A 14364-nucleotide genomic window follows, 5' to 3' on the forward strand; every position below is an offset into this window, starting at 1 on the left:
GCACGCTACCGCAGGAAGTTGTCGCGCAGCAGCGACACCACCTCTTTCAGGCGCCCGCCCGCAGCGGCCTTGGCCCCGAAAAGCGCGGTGGACAGAACCTGCCCCGCCTCGATCTCGGGCGGCATGACCAGTTCAAGCGAACTGACCGGAACATCCAGAAGCGCCGGCCCCTCTTCGGCCAGCCAGGCGCGCATCTTGCCTTCCAGGTCGTCGGCGTTCTCGGCCCTGTGCCCTGCGATCCCGCAGACCCTGGCCAGCGCGGCGAAATCGGGATTGTCGAGGGTCGTGAAGGCATCCAGAAGGCCTTCGACACGCTGTTCCATCTCGACGAAGGCCAGCGAGCCGTTGTTGAAGACGATGATCTTGATCGGCAGTTTCTCTTGCTTCAGCGTCAGCAGATCGCCCATCAGCATGGTCAGCCCGCCATCGCCGCACATGGCGATCACCTGCCGGTCGGGATAGGCCGCCGACAGCCCCATGGCCTGCGGATAGGCATTGGCCATCGTGCCGTGCATCAGGCTGTTGAGAAAACTGCGCCCGCCCCGCGCCGTCAGATGGCGCAGCGACCAGACCATGGGGCTGCCCCCATCGGCGGCAAAGGCGGCATCGTCGTCGGCCAGCCTGTCGAGCATGCGCGCAACGAATTGCGGATGGATCAGGTCGCTGTCCTTTTCGGTGCCGCGATCCTCATAGGTCTCGCCGTCCTTGCCCCATTGCTTCAGTGCGCCGTCAAGGTGGCTGCTGTCGTCCTTCTGCGCCAGCAGGGGCAGAAGGGCGTCGATGGTCGCGCCGACATCGCCCACCAGCCCCATGTGAACCGGCGCGCGGCGGCCCAGGTGCGACGCGTCGGTGTCGATCTGCACGACCCGGGCCTTTTCAGGCCAGAACTGCGTATAGGCGAAATCGCTGCCAAGGCAGAGCATCAGGTCGCAATCCTCGATCGCGCTCATCCCCGCCTTGTTGCCAAGAATGCCGGTCATGCCGACATTGTTGGGATTGTCGGGTTCGATGAACTCTTTCGCGCGGGTGGTGTGCACGACCGGTGCCTTCAGATGCCGGGCCAGCGCGACGACCTGACGCGCCGCCCCCCGTGCGCCGATCCCGGCATAGAGGGTGACGTTCTTCGCCCCGTTCACCACCTCGGCCAGGGCCGACAATTCACCGTCCGAGGGGCGGACGACCGGCGCGGCGCGATGTACCGACCAGGCCAGATCGTCATCGGATGTCTCGGTGAACATGTCGCCGTTCACGATCACGACGGCAACGCCGCCCCGCGCCAGCGCCGCCTGCGCGGCCATGGCGGTGATGCGGCGCGCCTGGTCGGGATGCGAGACATATTCGCAAAAGACCGAGGCCTGTTCATAGACCTTCCTCTGGTCCACCTCCTGCGGAAAGCCCAGCCCCACCTCGCTGCGCGCCACGTCGGTGGCGATCAGCACCACGGGCGATCCGTTGCGGTGGCTTTCGAAGATGCCGTTGACGAAATGCAGGCTGCCCGGCCCGCAGGTGCCCGCGCAGACCGCAAGTTCGCCGGTGGCATAGGCCTCGGCCCCGGCGGCGAAACCTGCCACCTCTTCGTGGCGCACATGCATCCAGCGCAGCGAAGACCGGCGCACCGCATCGGTGAAATGGTTGATGGTGTCGCCGACAATGCCCCAGACGCGCCGGGCGCCGGCCTGTTCCAGGGTGTCGACCATGATCTCGGAAACGGTTTGGGCCATGAGAATATCCTAGATTGCCTGTGTTTTCGGTTCATTGCTGGAGCGGCGCGTCACAAGGTCGGTGGCGGGCAGGAAACTGTCGGCGCGCGCGGCCCGCCACCATTCGGCATAGATCGTGTCCTCGGGCGCATCGAGCAGCGCGCCCTCTGGCAGGAAGGCGTGCACCCGGTCGATCGTCGCCGCCTTTTCCGGGCCAATCCGGTGCATCAGGTGATGGGGCTGAAGATCGTGCGGATGCGTCAAGCCGGCCGAGGCGACAAGATCGGCCAGGGATTCGACGGTCTTGCAATGGAACCGCGCGGCGCGTTCCGCCTGCACCTCGGGGATCAGCCCGCGCTGGCGCCAGGCATCCTGCGTGGTCACCCCCGTCGGGCAGGTGCCAAGATGGCAGCGTTGCGCCTGGATGCAACCGACCGAGAACATGAAGGCCCGTGCGGCGTTGCACCAATCGGCCCCCATGGCGATATTGCGCGCCAGCCCCATCCCGGAATAGACCTTGCCGCTTGCCGCCAGCTTGATCCTGTCCTTCAGCCCGCAGCCGACAAGCGCGTTGCGCATCAGGATCAGCCCTTCCTGCAGGGGCAGACCCACCCAGTCCGACAGTTCCAGCGGCGCCGCCCCCGTGCCACCCTCGCCGCCGTCCACCACGATGAACTCGGGCGTGATGCCGGTTTCGCGGATCGCCTTCATGATCGCGAAAACCTCGTAGGGTTGGCCCACGCAAAGCTTGATCCCCACCGGCTTGCCCCCCGACAGGTCGCGCATCCGGGCCGCGAATTCCAGCATCTCGATGGGGGTGGAAAAGGCCGAATGGCTGCGCGGCGACAGGCAATCCTCGTGGGCGGGCACCTGGCGGACCCTGGCGACCTCCTCGGTCACCTTCGCCGCGGGCAGCAGGCCGCCGTGTCCGGGCTTGGCGCCCTGGCTCAGCTTGATCTCGGTCATCTTCACGGCGTCGTTCTGCGCCTTGTCGGCGAACGACGCCGCATCGAAGCGCCCCTCGCTGTCGCGTGCGCCGAAATAGCCCGAGCCAAGCTCCCACACGATATCGCCGCCACCCCAGAGATGATGATCGCTCAGCCCGCCTTCGCCGGTGTCGTGGTAGAAGCCGCCCTTCTTCGCCCCGAGGTTCAGCGCCTTGACCGCATTCGCGCTGAGCGCGCCGAAACTCATCGCCGAGATGTTCAGCACCGAGGCCGAGTATGGCTGCTTGGTCTGGTCGTTGCCCACCAAGACGCGGGGGTTCTTCTCGGGGTTTTCTGCCGCGGCGATGGAATGCAGCAACCATTGATAGCCGGCATCGTCGGTCTTGCGTTCGGTGCCGAAAGGATGGGTGTCGGTCTCGCCCCGCGCGCGGGCGTGGACAAGGTTGCGTGCCTCGAACGAGAATGGCGTGCCGTTCAGGTCATCCTCGACGATATAGGCGCGCAGGTAGGGGCGCAGCTTGTAGAAAAGCCAGCGGATGCGCCCGGCCACGGGATAGTTCCGCGTGATCACCCATGTACGTTGCGCGAAATCGTAGATCCCCAGCGCGACAACCGGAAGGCTGAAGACCAGAACCCAGAGCCACGAGCGATCATGAAACGCGAAGATCAGCGCCAGAAGGCTGACGGCGATAGCCGCCACCGGAACGACGGCACGTTTCAACAGGTCGGTCATGGGCACTTTCTGTCTGGTTTCCGCGTGTTACGCCCCGTTGCGCCGGTCGGCCGTTCATCTTGAAACCAATGAGGAACGCCGGGTTCTCCTGTCGCGGGACAGGAAGACAACAGATGCGCCTGCCGAAGGTTCCCGATCGGATTAGCAGGCCGTCCCCGGAGTCGCCGATCGAACGGGTATCGGGCAAGCGATGAATTGCGGCAGGTCCAGTATGGTGCGGGTGAAGGGACTTGAACCCCCACGCCTTGCGGCGCCAGAACCTAAATCTGGTGCGTCTACCAGTTCCGCCACACCCGCACGTTTCGACCCTGGGGGCCGATGGGTGTTGCATTAGCAAAGCCATCCCGCCATGGCGAGAGGTCCGTGGCAAAAAATCTCTCGTCGGTAAGCAATTGTTAGCCTAGTGTCGTCAAAAAAGACCGAGGCAGCAAAGCGAGACCGAAGATGCAGAACGCCCGTTTGGGCGGGCGGCACCCTGTGCCTTCCGCAGACGATCATCCTCCGACAGCCGAAGGCATGACCGGTTTCAGCGGCGCAACCCGCATTCTGACGATGGAGGGTCTGATCGCCATCGACTGCCTGCAACCGGGCGACAGGATCATCACCCGCGATGCGGGGATGGTGCGCCTTGTCGGGGTCGACTCGCGGTTCCATCGCGACTGCGGCCCGGTCATCCTCATGCCGCGGGCACTGGGCCATTCGCGCCCCGACCGGCCGATGATCCTGGGCGCTGACCAACCGATCCTGCTGCGCGATTGGCGCGCGCGCGGCATCTACGGACGGGATGCCGTGCTGGTGCCTGCGGGGCGATTGGCCGATGGCCGGCATGTCTGCCGCGCCGACGCCCAGCCCCGGCTGCGCCTGTTCCGCCTGCTGTTCGACGCGCAGCATGTCATCTATGCCGAAGGTGTGGAATGCGCGGTCGCACCTCGGGTGGCGAAGGCATCGCCGTTTTCCCATCAGGGCCGGTCGGCGGGCTAGATACGACGACCGCCTTTCAGCGCGCTACCCTGCGGCCCCGGTAAGGCGCCGACAGCGCGAACATCTTCAGTCCTGATCGTCCTTCGCCATCGGCCATCTGGACTTGTCCAAAGCGAAAGGCCAGCCTTCAGCCAGTATCGCCCGCCGAGGAAAGAGAATGAAGCCGGATCACGGACCCTGGATCGATCAGTTCGAGGGGCTGGCGCAGTTGCCGCCCGACCTGCGCGATGCCCTTGTCGCGGGCAGCCAGGTGGTGAAGGTGCCCGAAGGCACGCAGGTTTTCGAACCGGGTCAGTCGGCGGACAATCTGTTGTTGCTTTTGGACGGCACAGTGCGGGTCCGGCAGAAATCCGACACCGGGCGCGAGATTTTCCTCTATCGCGTCCATGCCGGGGAAAGCTGCGTTCTGACCACGGCCTGCATGATGGCCTTCGAGGATTATGCCGCCGATGGCATCGCCGAAACCGACGTGCGTGCCGTGGCCATTCCCCGCGCGACCTTCGATGATCTGGCGGGGCGATCGGCCGTGTTTCGCCAGTTCGTCTTTCGCGCCTATTCGCGCCGGATCACCGACCTTTTCACACTGATCGACGATATCGTCTTTCAACGGCTGGATGTGCGGCTTGCGGCGCGGCTGCTGGAACTGGCCACGGATGACACCGTGCGTGCGACCCACCAGATGCTTGGCACCGAGCTGGGCACCGCCCGCGAGGTCATTTCGCGCACCCTGGCCGAGTTCCAGCGACGCGGCTGGATCGAGCAGCACCGCGGCGAAATCCGGCTGGTCGGGCGCGTCGCGATGGAGCGGCTGGCACGATCTTCCGGAGAACGGTGACGAAGTCACCAAGAGATTCGGCATGGATGGGTCAATGTCGGGGCAACATTGATTCTCGGGGCAAACTCTCCATGAATACGAACATGTGAAAAATCGTTCGGCGGCGACGGCTGACCGCACCCGTTGATGATCGCGGCAGGGGGCATCCTGATGCTGCCCGCCGCTATCGGCATCTGCCCGGTCGGCAGGCCGTTGCCATCCTCCACCCCCCGTGGATCATCGACGGAACCAAACCCAGCCGCGCCGCGTGGTGCCAGTAGGAAGAGTTGCTTCCACCGACCACGCGAAATGCCATGCTGAAAGGGCGCGAAGACCTGACCCAGCTCTCCTGACCCGGCGCCTGCTGTGCAATGTCAGCCACATCGGGTTCGCAAAGGCAGAACCCGGACCACAAAAGGAAGACCATGAGGCCGAACCTGTCACGCTATCTGCCGATTCTCGATTGGGGTGCCCACTATGGCCGCAGCGAGCTGAGCGGTGATCTGATTGCCGCGGTCATCGTGACGATCATGCTGATTCCGCAATCCCTGGCCTATGCGCTTCTGGCGGGGCTTCCGCCTGAGGCGGGGCTTTATGCCTCGATCGTCCCGATCACCCTTTATGCGCTGTTCGGCACCAGCCGCGCCCTTGCCGTCGGCCCGGTTGCGGTGGTTTCGCTGATGACGGCGGCGGCCATCGGAGAGGTCGCGCAGACGGGCACGGCCGGCTATGCCTTCGCCGCGCTGACATTGGCGGGGCTTTCGGGTGCGATGCTGCTGGCCTTGGGCCTGTTCCGGCTGGGGTTCCTGGCGAATTTCCTGTCGCACCCCGTCATCGCCGGGTTCATCACCGCATCGGGCATCCTGATCGCCGTCAGCCAATTGCGCCATATCCTGGGCATTGGCGGCGGGGGCCATACCCTGCCGGAAATGCTGACCTCGCTGGTCCGCAACATCGACGGGCTGAACCTGCCAACCCTGATCCTTGGGGTCGGGGCAACGGCCTTCCTGTTCTGGGTGCGCAAGGGGCTGAAGCCGCTGCTTCAGGCGATGGGCCTGCCCGCGGCCGCGGTCGGCATCCTGTCGAAGGCCGGGCCCGTCCTTGCCATCGCCGCGACCACCGCCGCGACTGCCCTGCTGGGGCTGGCCGAAAGCGGCGTTGCGATTGTCGGCACCGTTCCGCAGGGATTGCCGCCCCTGACCTTGCCAAGCCTCGCGCCCGACCTGGTGGGTGCATTGCTGCTGCCGGCCCTTCTGATCTCGATCATCGGCTTCGTTGAATCCATATCGGTTGCGCAAACCCTCGCGGCGAAGAATCGCCAGCGGGTGGACCCCGACCAGGAGTTGATCGGCCTCGGCGCCGCCAATATCAGTTCGGCGTTCACCGGCGGCTTCCCGGTGACGGGCGGGTTCTCCCGCTCGGTCGTGAATTTCGATGCGGGGGCCGAAACCCCGGCGGCCGGGGCCTATACAGCTGTCGGCCTGCTGATCGCGTCGCTGTTCCTGACGCCCCTGATCCACGACCTGCCCAAGGCCACGCTGGCGGCGACGATCATCGTGGCGGTTCTGTCGCTGGTCGATCTGTCGATCCTCCGGCGGACCTGGACCTATTCCAAGGCCGATTTCGCCGCCGTTTTCATCACCATTGCCCTGACCCTGGGTTTCGGGGTCGAGGTCGGGGTGTCGGCCGGGGTGGCGGTGTCTATCCTGATCCACCTCTACCGGTCGTCGCGCCCGCATATGGCCATCGTCGGGCGCGTCCCCCAGACCGAGCATTTCCGCAACGTCGAGCGTCACGAAGTGGAAACCCGCGACGACATCATTTCCCTGCGCGTCGATGAAAGCCTCTATTTTGCCAATGCCCGGTTTCTCGAGGATCGCATCCACGATCTTGTCGCCCGCCAGCCCGCGGTGCGCCACGTCATCCTCATGTGCCCGGCGGTGAACGAAATCGACATGAGCGCGCTGGAAAGCCTTGAGGCGATCAACGCCCGCCTGCGCGATCAGCAGGTTCTCTTTCACCTGAGCGAGGTCAAGGGCCCGGTCATGGACCGCCTGAAACGCTCGCATTTCCTGTCGGAACTGACAGGGCAGGTCTTCCTTTCGCAACACCTGGCGGTCCGCACCCTGTCGGAGCCGCCGCAAACCGACCCTTCAGACAAGAAAGGACCCATCCATGTCTGACCATCAACACCTTACCCGGCACAGCCCGTCGACCGGCGCAGGTTCCCCCGATGTCTGGGGCATCTACGAGGCCGACACAGGCTCGATCCAGTATGTCATGGCCTGCCCCGAAACGAAGAAGGCTGCGGCGATCGACGTCGTGCTGAACTTCGATCCGAGATCGGCGCGCACCTCGACCGAAAGCGCGCAGAAGGTGCTGGATCTTGTCAGGGATCAGGGCCTGGAACTGGTCCATATCCTCGACACCCACCCCCATGCCGACCACATGATCGCCGCCGCCTGGCTGAAGGAACAGACCGGCCTGCCCAATGCCATCGGCGCCCGCACGTTGCAGATCGCCGAGCTGTGGCGGACATTCTACAACCTGCCCGATCTTGACCCGAAGCCGCATTATGACCGGTTCTTCGAGGATGGCGACAGCTTCAAGATCGGCAACCTGGAGGTGACGGTCGAACTTTCCACGGGCCATACGCTGGGGTCGATCAGCTATTTCGCCGGGGATGCCGGTTTTGTCCATGATACGCTGATGTATCCCGACAGCGGATCGTCGCGGGCCGACTTCCCCGGGGGCAGCGCGGCCGAACTCTGGGACAGCATCCAGTCGATCCTCTCGCGCCCCGATGCCACGCGGCTGTTCGTTGGCCACGATTACGGCAAGGGCGATCGCAAGGAACCCGCCTGGGAGGCAACCGTGGCCGAACACAGGAAGAACAACATCCACGTCAAGACGGGGATCGACCGCGCCACCTTCATCAAGACCCGCGAAGACCGCGACGCCACCCTGGCCCTGCCCGACCGCATCCTGCACGCCCTGCAGGTAAACCTGCGCGGCGGCACCCTGCCCCCGCAGGAAGACGACGGAAACAGCTATTTCAAGATCCCGGCGAACCGGTTCTGACACGTGATTTCAGCCTCGATCCGGCCCGGATCAGGCGGCATCACCTGGGGTGCTGAGAGGGACCGGAGTTCGGTCTTGATCAGTCGACGAAGGGCGCGAACAAGGCACCCTGCGGTCGGCCGGCATTTCGCCCATGTCACGATGAAGCGTGACAAGCTGTTCGACCTGTTCATCCGTCATCTTCGCGGCGGCCCCGGCAAAGGTGGCGATACGGCATGCCGGATTGGTCAACAGATCCATGCGTCCGCCCATTTGCCGGCCAGGCAACTGAACGATTACAATCGCCCTGGCCAGGTCACCACTCGTCCAGTCGTGGACCATCCATCAGCGGCACCACATGCCACGGCATTGCCCGGTGAAATCAACGACATGTTGCGGTGTCTCGAAGCCACCACCCTCGTCCGCAGGCAGCGTTCTGGCACAGGCCGGAACGGCTTTGCGGCAAGCTGCAACGGTGGCCTGCCTGATGCACGCCAGAACGATCACCTGCCCGCCAATCCGCGCCACGCAAGGGAAATGATCGCGACGTGATGGGACGATTGCAATCACCATTGCCTCCACACATTCTTTGCAAGATCGCCGCTGTCACAATATCGTTGTGAAGATGCAACGAAACTGGCTCAAAAGCGTCACGAACCTGTAGCTTGCCGCCGGTATCCGCCCCCTAAACATGGGGGCAATATGCTAAAGATCGATGCACTGACGAAGCGCTTCGGGGACAAGATGGCGGTGAATGCCGCCAACATCACCGTCGACAAACCAACCATGATCGGAATTATCGGTCGATCAGGTGCCGGGAAATCCACGCTTCTGCGCATGGTCAATCGCCTGAGCGATGCCTCCGAGGGCGCGATCAGCTTTGATGGCGAAGAGATCACGTCGCTGCGCGGAGCGGCCAAGCGCAACTGGCAGTCTCGCTGTGCGATGATCTTTCAGCAGTTCAACCTCGTGCCGCGAATGGATGTTGTATCCAATGTTCTGCACGGGACCCTGAACAAGCGTTCCACCTTCGCGACGCTGTTCAACCTGTACCCGCAGGAGGACATCCACAAGGCCATCGAAATCCTCGACCGCCTTGGCATCGCCGAACAGGCGCCCAAGCGCGCCGAGGCGCTGTCCGGCGGGCAGCAGCAGCGAGTGGCGATCGCGCGGGCCCTGATGCAGGATCCCAAGATCATTCTCGCCGACGAACCTATCGCCTCGCTTGATCCGATGAACGCCCAGGTGGTCATGCAGGCGCTGCGTACCATCCACGAGGAAGACGGGCGCATGGTGATCGCCAACCTGCACACGCTGGATACCGCGCGGCGGTATTGCGACCGGGTGATCGGAATGCGCGACGGCCGGATCGTGTTTGACGGCACGCCCGAGCAACTGACCACGGGCGTTGCACGCGACATCTATGGTGCGGGGGCCGACTTTTCCGAGGCCGCGACCTCGACTGAAATTGAAACTCTGGACAGGCCGGAAGTCCGCCATGCGGAAGCCTTCGCCTGAGCCAGCTGCGACCCCGCGCCTTTCGCGGGCCATCTTCATCACATCCAACGGAGTCAAAGATGAAAAAGACCCTCGCCCTGGCGCTCGCCGCCACAAATTTTCTCGGCACGGGCGCGATTGCCCAGGACATCACCGAATTCCGCATCGGCATTCTGGGAGGGGAAAACGCCCAGGATCGCATGAATTCCTACCAGTGTCTGGCCGACTACACGACCCAAGCGCTTGGCGTTGAAACCAAGCTTTTCGCCCCGGCCGACTATAACGGCGTGATCCAGGGCCTGCTTGGCGGCACCATTGACATGGCATGGCTGGGCGCTTCCGCTTATGCCGCCACCTACCTGCAAGATCCCGAAGCGGTCGAGCCTGTGCTGGTCAAGGTGAATGTCGATGGCTCCATCGGTTACCACTCGATCGGTTTCGCCCGCAAGGACAGCGGGGTCACCTCGCTGGACGACATGGAAGGAAAGGTGTTCGGCTTTGGTGATCCGAACTCGACCTCGGGCTATCTGATCCCGTCGATCGAGATCCCGCGCTACAAGGACGGTATCACGATGGAGTCCGGTGAATATTTCGGTGAAGTAAAATTCACCGGTGGCCACGAGCAGACCATCGTTGCCGTCGCCAATGGCGACATCGACGGTGGCGTGACCTGGGCGGACGGTCAGGGCAACTGGGAAGACGGCTATAACTCGGGCGCCCTGCGCAAGGCTGTCGATGCTGGTCTGGTCGACATGAACGATATGGTTGAGATCTGGAAGTCGAATGTCATCCCCGAAGGCCCGGTGGTGCTGCGCAAGGCGCTTCCTGCCGATGTGCGGGCAACCATGACCGCGCTGGTGGACGGCCTGTACGAGAGCGACCCCGATTGCGCCTATGGTGTGGCTGCGGGCGATACGCTCGGTTTCCAGCCCGTGGGGCATGACACCTACATTTCCATCGTCGAGGCCCGCAAAGCCGAGATCGGCGGCTAGTCCGGTTTCATGACGTCTCCGGCAGCCCTCAGGAGGGCTGCCGGTATTTCTTTTCGGGGGCAGGATGGCAGATATATCACTTGGCAGCGCATCGCAGGGCCTGGACGGCATTCAGTCCAGCTACATGGCTCAGGTGCAAAGGCGCAGGCTTTATGGCGGGCTGACGCTCCTGATTTTTGTCGTGCTCATGGTGTCGGGGTTCAATATTGCCGACGACCGGAACGCTGGCGGCTTCTGGGAAGGATTGCACCAGATCGGCGACTACCCGGCCGATGTGCTGTCCGAGGCCTGGGAAAAGCGCGCCGATCTGCCGTCACTGATCGCCACGTATCTCCCCGCCCTGGTCGAGACCGTCAACATTGCCGCCGTTTCAACTCTGATAGGTGCAATTGGTGGCCTGTTCCTGTCGCTTCTGGGCACGCGCGGCCTGGCCAGATGGCCCCGCTTGATACCGGTCTTCCGCCGTATTTCGGATATCATGCGAGCGGTTCCGGAGATCGTGGTTGCTTTGGTATTGATCTTCGTTCTTGGCGGCGGCCCGGTCCCCGCAATGATCGCCATCGCCATCCATACCGCGGGCGCCTTGGGGAAGATGTTTTCGGAAGTGGCCGAGAATGCTGATCTGAAACCGGTCGAGGGGTTGGCCTCGACCGGGGCAACATGGTCGCAGTCGATGCTGTTGGGCGTTCTGCCGCAGGTGGCACCCAATTACATCAGCTATGCCCTGCTGCGCTTCGAGATCAACATCCGCGCCTCGGCAATCCTGGGCTTTGTCGGCGCGGGCGGGCTTGGCTACGAGCTTCGAAATGCAATGGCCTGGGGGCCCGGACGCTTTGACGAGGCGACCGCGATCTTCATCCTTCTGTTTGGGACAATCGTGTTCTTCGATCAGGTCTCCAGTCGATACCGCAACCGTCTGACGAAGGGGCAAGCCCGATGACATCCATTGATCTGGACACAACCAAGCTGCACGCCGACGCCCTCTTTCGCCGCAAACGCCTGATCGGTTTCGGCATTCCCGCCGTCATCCTTGCCTATCTGGTCTACATCTTTCTTGCCTTCGATATCCAAGGGCTCGCGGGGCGCGCGAACTGGGACAATGCGGCCACGCTTGCCTCTGACAGTTGGTCGCACAAGGTACATGTGACCCGCGACAACCGTTCCGGCGAGATCAGCTATACCGTCGAGGGCGAGCGTAGGGGCACCTACCCGGATGGCCAGCGCCCCGATTGGGTAACAGGAGACGAGGTGATCACGATCGATCTTGGTGCGGATCACGTCGTCCGCTACCTGCCCGAGAACCGGACCGAGATCGAGATCCCGGATTTTCCCCTGATCGAGGTGGAGGCCAAGGGCCGCCGCCTGAACAGCAATCTGCCCGGGGATTTGCCCGATTGGATTTCGGCCTCGGATCGCCGCATCGCCATCACGACGCCGGAAGGCCGCATCACCCTCACTGGCGCGCGAACCGAAGTCTTCAATTATTTTCCGGGATGGGAGCTTTTCTGGTTCACCCTGGACAGCCCCTATCACGGTCAGGGGCTGTCCAGGATCCTGTTCGGCGAACAGTTGGATCCCACCCGCGGCAATATCGAGGGCGCCGTTTCGGATTGGTGGAACAACGCCATGTGGCGGCACAAGGATGTCGCCTGGGCAATCGGCGAGACGATTCTCATGGCGTTCCTTGGCACGATGGGCGCGGCAATCCTCGCATTGCCGTTGGCTTTCCTGGCCGCCAAGGGGTTCTCGCCCGTGATGTTCCTGCGGGCTGCCACACGGCGCTTGTTTGACTTTTTCCGGGGTGTCGATGCCCTGATCTGGACTGTGGTTCTGGCCCGCGCCTTTGGCCCCGGCCCCCTGACAGGCGCGCTTGCGATCCTGATCACCGACACCGGCACATTCGGGAAGATCTTTTCGGAAGCGCTTGAAAATGTCGATCAGAAGCAGATCGAAGGGGTCGCCTCCACGGGCGCGAAGCACTTGCAACGCTACAGGTTCGGCGTGATCCCGCAGGTGGTCCCGGTGTTGCTTGCCCAGATCCTCTATTTCCTTGAATCCAACACGCGGTCGGCCACCATCATCGGGGCCATCACCGGCGGCGGAATCGGACTTATGCTGACGCAGGCGATCCAGACCCAGAAGGACTGGGAGGAAGTGGCCTACTACATTGTTCTGATCATTGTCATGGTCATCTTCATGGACTGGTTCTCAGGTTGGTTGCGCGGCAAACTGATCGGGAGCAAAGACTGATGGCACGGCTTTCGGCAAGCCGCCCGTTCATCCACCCCGAATGCGAGATCACGGATAGTACCTTCGGAGCTTTCGTGGAGATCGGCAAAGGCAGCCGTGTGGCAAACTCGCGCATTGGCGACTACAGCTATTGCGACAGATACGCCGACATCGCGAACGCCCAGATTGGCAAGTTCGCCAATATTGCAGCGTTTTCGCGGATCGGAGCGACCGACCACCCCCTCGACACGGCGGCCTGCCACCATTTCCTGTACCGTTCTGACGATTACTGGGATGACGCCGGGCGGGACATGGAGTTCTTTGAACGCCGCAAATCCCGTACGGCCTTTGTCGGCCACGACACCTGGATCGGGGCGGGCGCGATTATCAAGCCCGAAGTCACCCTTGGCCATGGTGCCGTGGTGGCGGCTGGTGCGGTCGTGACCAAGGATGTTGCCCCCTACACCATAGTGGCCGGCACCCCTGCCAAACCTCTGCGCCTGCGGCAACCGCGCGAGATTGCGGACCGCCTGATTGCTTTGGCGTGGTGGGACTGGCCGCATGAAGACATCCGGCAGGCACTGGATGATTTCCGCTCCCTCAAGGCAGAAGCGTTTCTTGAGAAATACGAGGTCTAGCCGTCCAACGTAAGCGTCACCCTGTCGCCCGCGAACCAGGTCCGCCCATATTCGACGGGCAAGCCAGAGCCGTCCACGTTCACCCCCGTGGACCTCAGAAGCGGGTCTCCTTCGGGCAGTTGAAGATGCAGCGCGTGGGTGGCGGTAGCGCGAACGGCGGTCAGGCGCGTCGAGGCGCGCGTATAGTCCGATATCCCGACAACGCGCAGGGCCTCGGTCACACTGCTGGTTTCGCTCAGGGCCTGTGCGATGCCTGCAAGGCGCGCCAGTGGAAACAGGCTTTCGAATACCGCGATGGGCTGTCCGTCAGAAAGAGAAAGACCGTGGTAGGCGCAAACCGGGTCACATGGGGCGATCTGCAACGCCTTGGCTTCCCCCGTCGTCGCCGACCGCACCTCCACCTGCAAGACGCGCTTGTCTGGCCGTCTGCCGGCCGCAATCAGATTTTCATGGAAGCGGACCCGCGTGCCAATGGGATAATCGGTTGGTGCTGCCGTCACAAAGGCCCCCGCGCCGCGCCGCGTGCGCACCAGCCCCTCTTCAACCAGGGCCGAGAGCCCATGCCGCACGGTGTGGCGATTGACGCCGAACCTGTCGGCCAGGTCGGCTTCGGTCGGCAACCTGTCACCGGGGGAATAGCGACCTTCGGCTAGATCGCTTCGCAGCGCATCGGCAATGGCCTGCCAGATCGGAGTCTTGCTGCCCTTGTTACGCAAAATTCACAAAACTCCTCTGTCTTCGCGGGGCGAATCCGCTAGAATAAGTATAGTTGT

At 63.2% G+C, this 14364-nt stretch carries 13 protein-coding genes and 1 tRNA gene; 10 read left to right on the forward strand and 4 right to left on the reverse strand.

Annotation, left to right across the window (positions count from 1 at the left end; genetic code table 11):
• Positions 1-5: 5 nt before the first annotated feature.
• From H7828_RS19810 to H7828_RS19820, 3 genes are all read right to left on the reverse strand, one after another.
• Positions 6-1721: a thiamine pyrophosphate-dependent enzyme gene (locus H7828_RS19810; RefSeq protein WP_226782804.1), complete on the reverse strand. Its 1716-nt coding sequence runs from the start codon at positions 1719-1721 to the stop codon at positions 6-8.
• 9 nt (positions 1722-1730) lie between these two features.
• Entirely contained in the window at positions 1731-3380 is a 1650-nt protein-coding gene (locus H7828_RS19815) for an FMN-binding glutamate synthase family protein (protein ID WP_226782805.1), read from the reverse strand.
• Positions 3381-3592: 212 nt separating this feature from the next.
• Positions 3593-3677: transfer RNA gene (locus tag H7828_RS19820), tRNA-Leu, on the reverse strand.
• Positions 3678-3896: 219 nt separating this feature from the next.
• Between H7828_RS19820 and H7828_RS19825 the strand changes: the two genes are divergently transcribed.
• The 10 genes from H7828_RS19825 to H7828_RS19870 all read left to right on the forward strand — a co-directional run bounded on the left by H7828_RS19825 (position 3897) and on the right by H7828_RS19870 (position 13591).
• Positions 3897-4361 carry a Hint domain-containing protein gene (locus H7828_RS19825; RefSeq protein WP_226782806.1) on the forward strand — a complete coding sequence of 155 codons (465 nt, stop codon included), beginning with the start codon at positions 3897-3899 and terminating at the stop codon, positions 4359-4361.
• A 157-nt stretch (positions 4362-4518) separates the two neighbouring features.
• Positions 4519-5196 carry a Crp/Fnr family transcriptional regulator gene (locus H7828_RS19830; RefSeq protein ID WP_226782807.1) on the forward strand — a complete coding sequence of 226 codons (678 nt, stop codon included), beginning with the start codon at positions 4519-4521 and terminating at the stop codon, positions 5194-5196.
• Between the two features lie 404 nt (positions 5197-5600).
• Positions 5601-7358, forward strand: a complete 1758-nt coding sequence (locus H7828_RS19835; protein ID WP_226782808.1) for a SulP family inorganic anion transporter — start codon at positions 5601-5603, stop codon at positions 7356-7358.
• Complete coding sequence (locus tag H7828_RS19840; RefSeq protein WP_226782809.1) at positions 7351-8256, forward strand: MBL fold metallo-hydrolase; 906 nt, start codon at positions 7351-7353, stop codon at positions 8254-8256. Before H7828_RS19835 ends, H7828_RS19840 begins: the two co-directional genes overlap by 8 nt.
• Positions 8257-8397: 141 nt before the next feature.
• Positions 8398-8787 (forward strand): hypothetical protein, encoded by a 390-nt coding sequence (locus H7828_RS19845; protein WP_226782810.1) that lies wholly within the window; start codon positions 8398-8400, stop codon positions 8785-8787.
• A 150-nt stretch (positions 8788-8937) separates the two neighbouring features.
• Positions 8938-9753, forward strand: coding sequence for a phosphonate ABC transporter ATP-binding protein (phnC, locus tag H7828_RS19850; protein WP_226782811.1), 816 nt, complete (start codon positions 8938-8940; stop codon positions 9751-9753).
• A 59-nt stretch (positions 9754-9812) separates the two neighbouring features.
• The gene (phnD, locus tag H7828_RS19855) at positions 9813-10724 is read left to right on the forward strand and encodes a phosphonate ABC transporter substrate-binding protein (protein ID WP_226782812.1); all 912 of its coding nucleotides are present in this window, start codon (positions 9813-9815) and stop codon (positions 10722-10724) included.
• Positions 10725-10788: 64 nt separating this feature from the next.
• A complete protein-coding gene (gene phnE, locus H7828_RS19860; RefSeq protein WP_226782813.1) occupies positions 10789-11664 on the forward strand; it encodes a phosphonate ABC transporter, permease protein PhnE in 876 nt (291 codons plus the stop codon).
• The gene (gene phnE, locus H7828_RS19865) at positions 11661-12974 is read left to right on the forward strand and encodes a phosphonate ABC transporter, permease protein PhnE (protein ID WP_226782814.1); all 1314 of its coding nucleotides are present in this window, start codon (positions 11661-11663) and stop codon (positions 12972-12974) included. Before phnE (H7828_RS19860) ends, phnE (H7828_RS19865) begins: the two co-directional genes overlap by 4 nt.
• Positions 12974-13591, forward strand: a complete 618-nt coding sequence (locus tag H7828_RS19870) for a DapH/DapD/GlmU-related protein (RefSeq protein ID WP_226782815.1) — start codon at positions 12974-12976, stop codon at positions 13589-13591. The genes phnE (H7828_RS19865) and H7828_RS19870 overlap by 1 nt, the downstream gene beginning before the upstream one ends.
• On the opposite strand, the gene phnF is transcribed toward H7828_RS19870, so the two are convergent.
• A complete protein-coding gene (gene phnF / locus H7828_RS19875; RefSeq protein ID WP_226782816.1) occupies positions 13588-14307 on the reverse strand; it encodes a phosphonate metabolism transcriptional regulator PhnF in 720 nt (239 codons plus the stop codon). The two genes, H7828_RS19870 and phnF, sit on opposite strands and share 4 nt — an antisense overlap.
• Positions 14308-14364 lie beyond the last annotated feature (57 nt).

This window comes from Oceaniglobus trochenteri (assembly GCF_020529025.1).
Taxonomy (GTDB): domain Bacteria; phylum Pseudomonadota; class Alphaproteobacteria; order Rhodobacterales; family Rhodobacteraceae; genus Oceaniglobus; species Oceaniglobus trochenteri.

Bases quoted from the DNA above. Each gene is read 5' to 3' on its own strand.
- phnE (WP_226782814.1), top strand. From the start codon at position 11,661: ATGACATCCATTGATCTGGACACAACCAAGCTGCACGCCGACGCCCTC.
- H7828_RS19870 (WP_226782815.1), top strand. From the start codon at position 12,974: ATGGCACGGCTTTCGGCAAGCCGCCCGTTCATCCACCCCGAATGCGAG.
- H7828_RS19815 (WP_226782805.1), bottom strand. From the start codon at position 3,380: ATGACCGACCTGTTGAAACGTGCCGTCGTTCCGGTGGCGGCTATCGCC.
- H7828_RS19840 (WP_226782809.1), top strand. From the start codon at position 7,351: ATGTCTGACCATCAACACCTTACCCGGCACAGCCCGTCGACCGGCGCA.
- H7828_RS19810 (WP_226782804.1), bottom strand. From the start codon at position 1,721: ATGGCCCAAACCGTTTCCGAGATCATGGTCGACACCCTGGAACAGGCC.
- phnD (WP_226782812.1), top strand. From the start codon at position 9,813: ATGAAAAAGACCCTCGCCCTGGCGCTCGCCGCCACAAATTTTCTCGGC.
- H7828_RS19830 (WP_226782807.1), top strand. From the start codon at position 4,519: ATGAAGCCGGATCACGGACCCTGGATCGATCAGTTCGAGGGGCTGGCG.
- phnE (WP_226782813.1), top strand. From the start codon at position 10,789: ATGGCAGATATATCACTTGGCAGCGCATCGCAGGGCCTGGACGGCATT.
- H7828_RS19825 (WP_226782806.1), top strand. From the start codon at position 3,897: ATGACCGGTTTCAGCGGCGCAACCCGCATTCTGACGATGGAGGGTCTG.
- phnC (WP_226782811.1), top strand. From the start codon at position 8,938: ATGCTAAAGATCGATGCACTGACGAAGCGCTTCGGGGACAAGATGGCG.
- H7828_RS19835 (WP_226782808.1), top strand. From the start codon at position 5,601: ATGAGGCCGAACCTGTCACGCTATCTGCCGATTCTCGATTGGGGTGCC.
- H7828_RS19845 (WP_226782810.1), top strand. From the start codon at position 8,398: ATGAAGCGTGACAAGCTGTTCGACCTGTTCATCCGTCATCTTCGCGGC.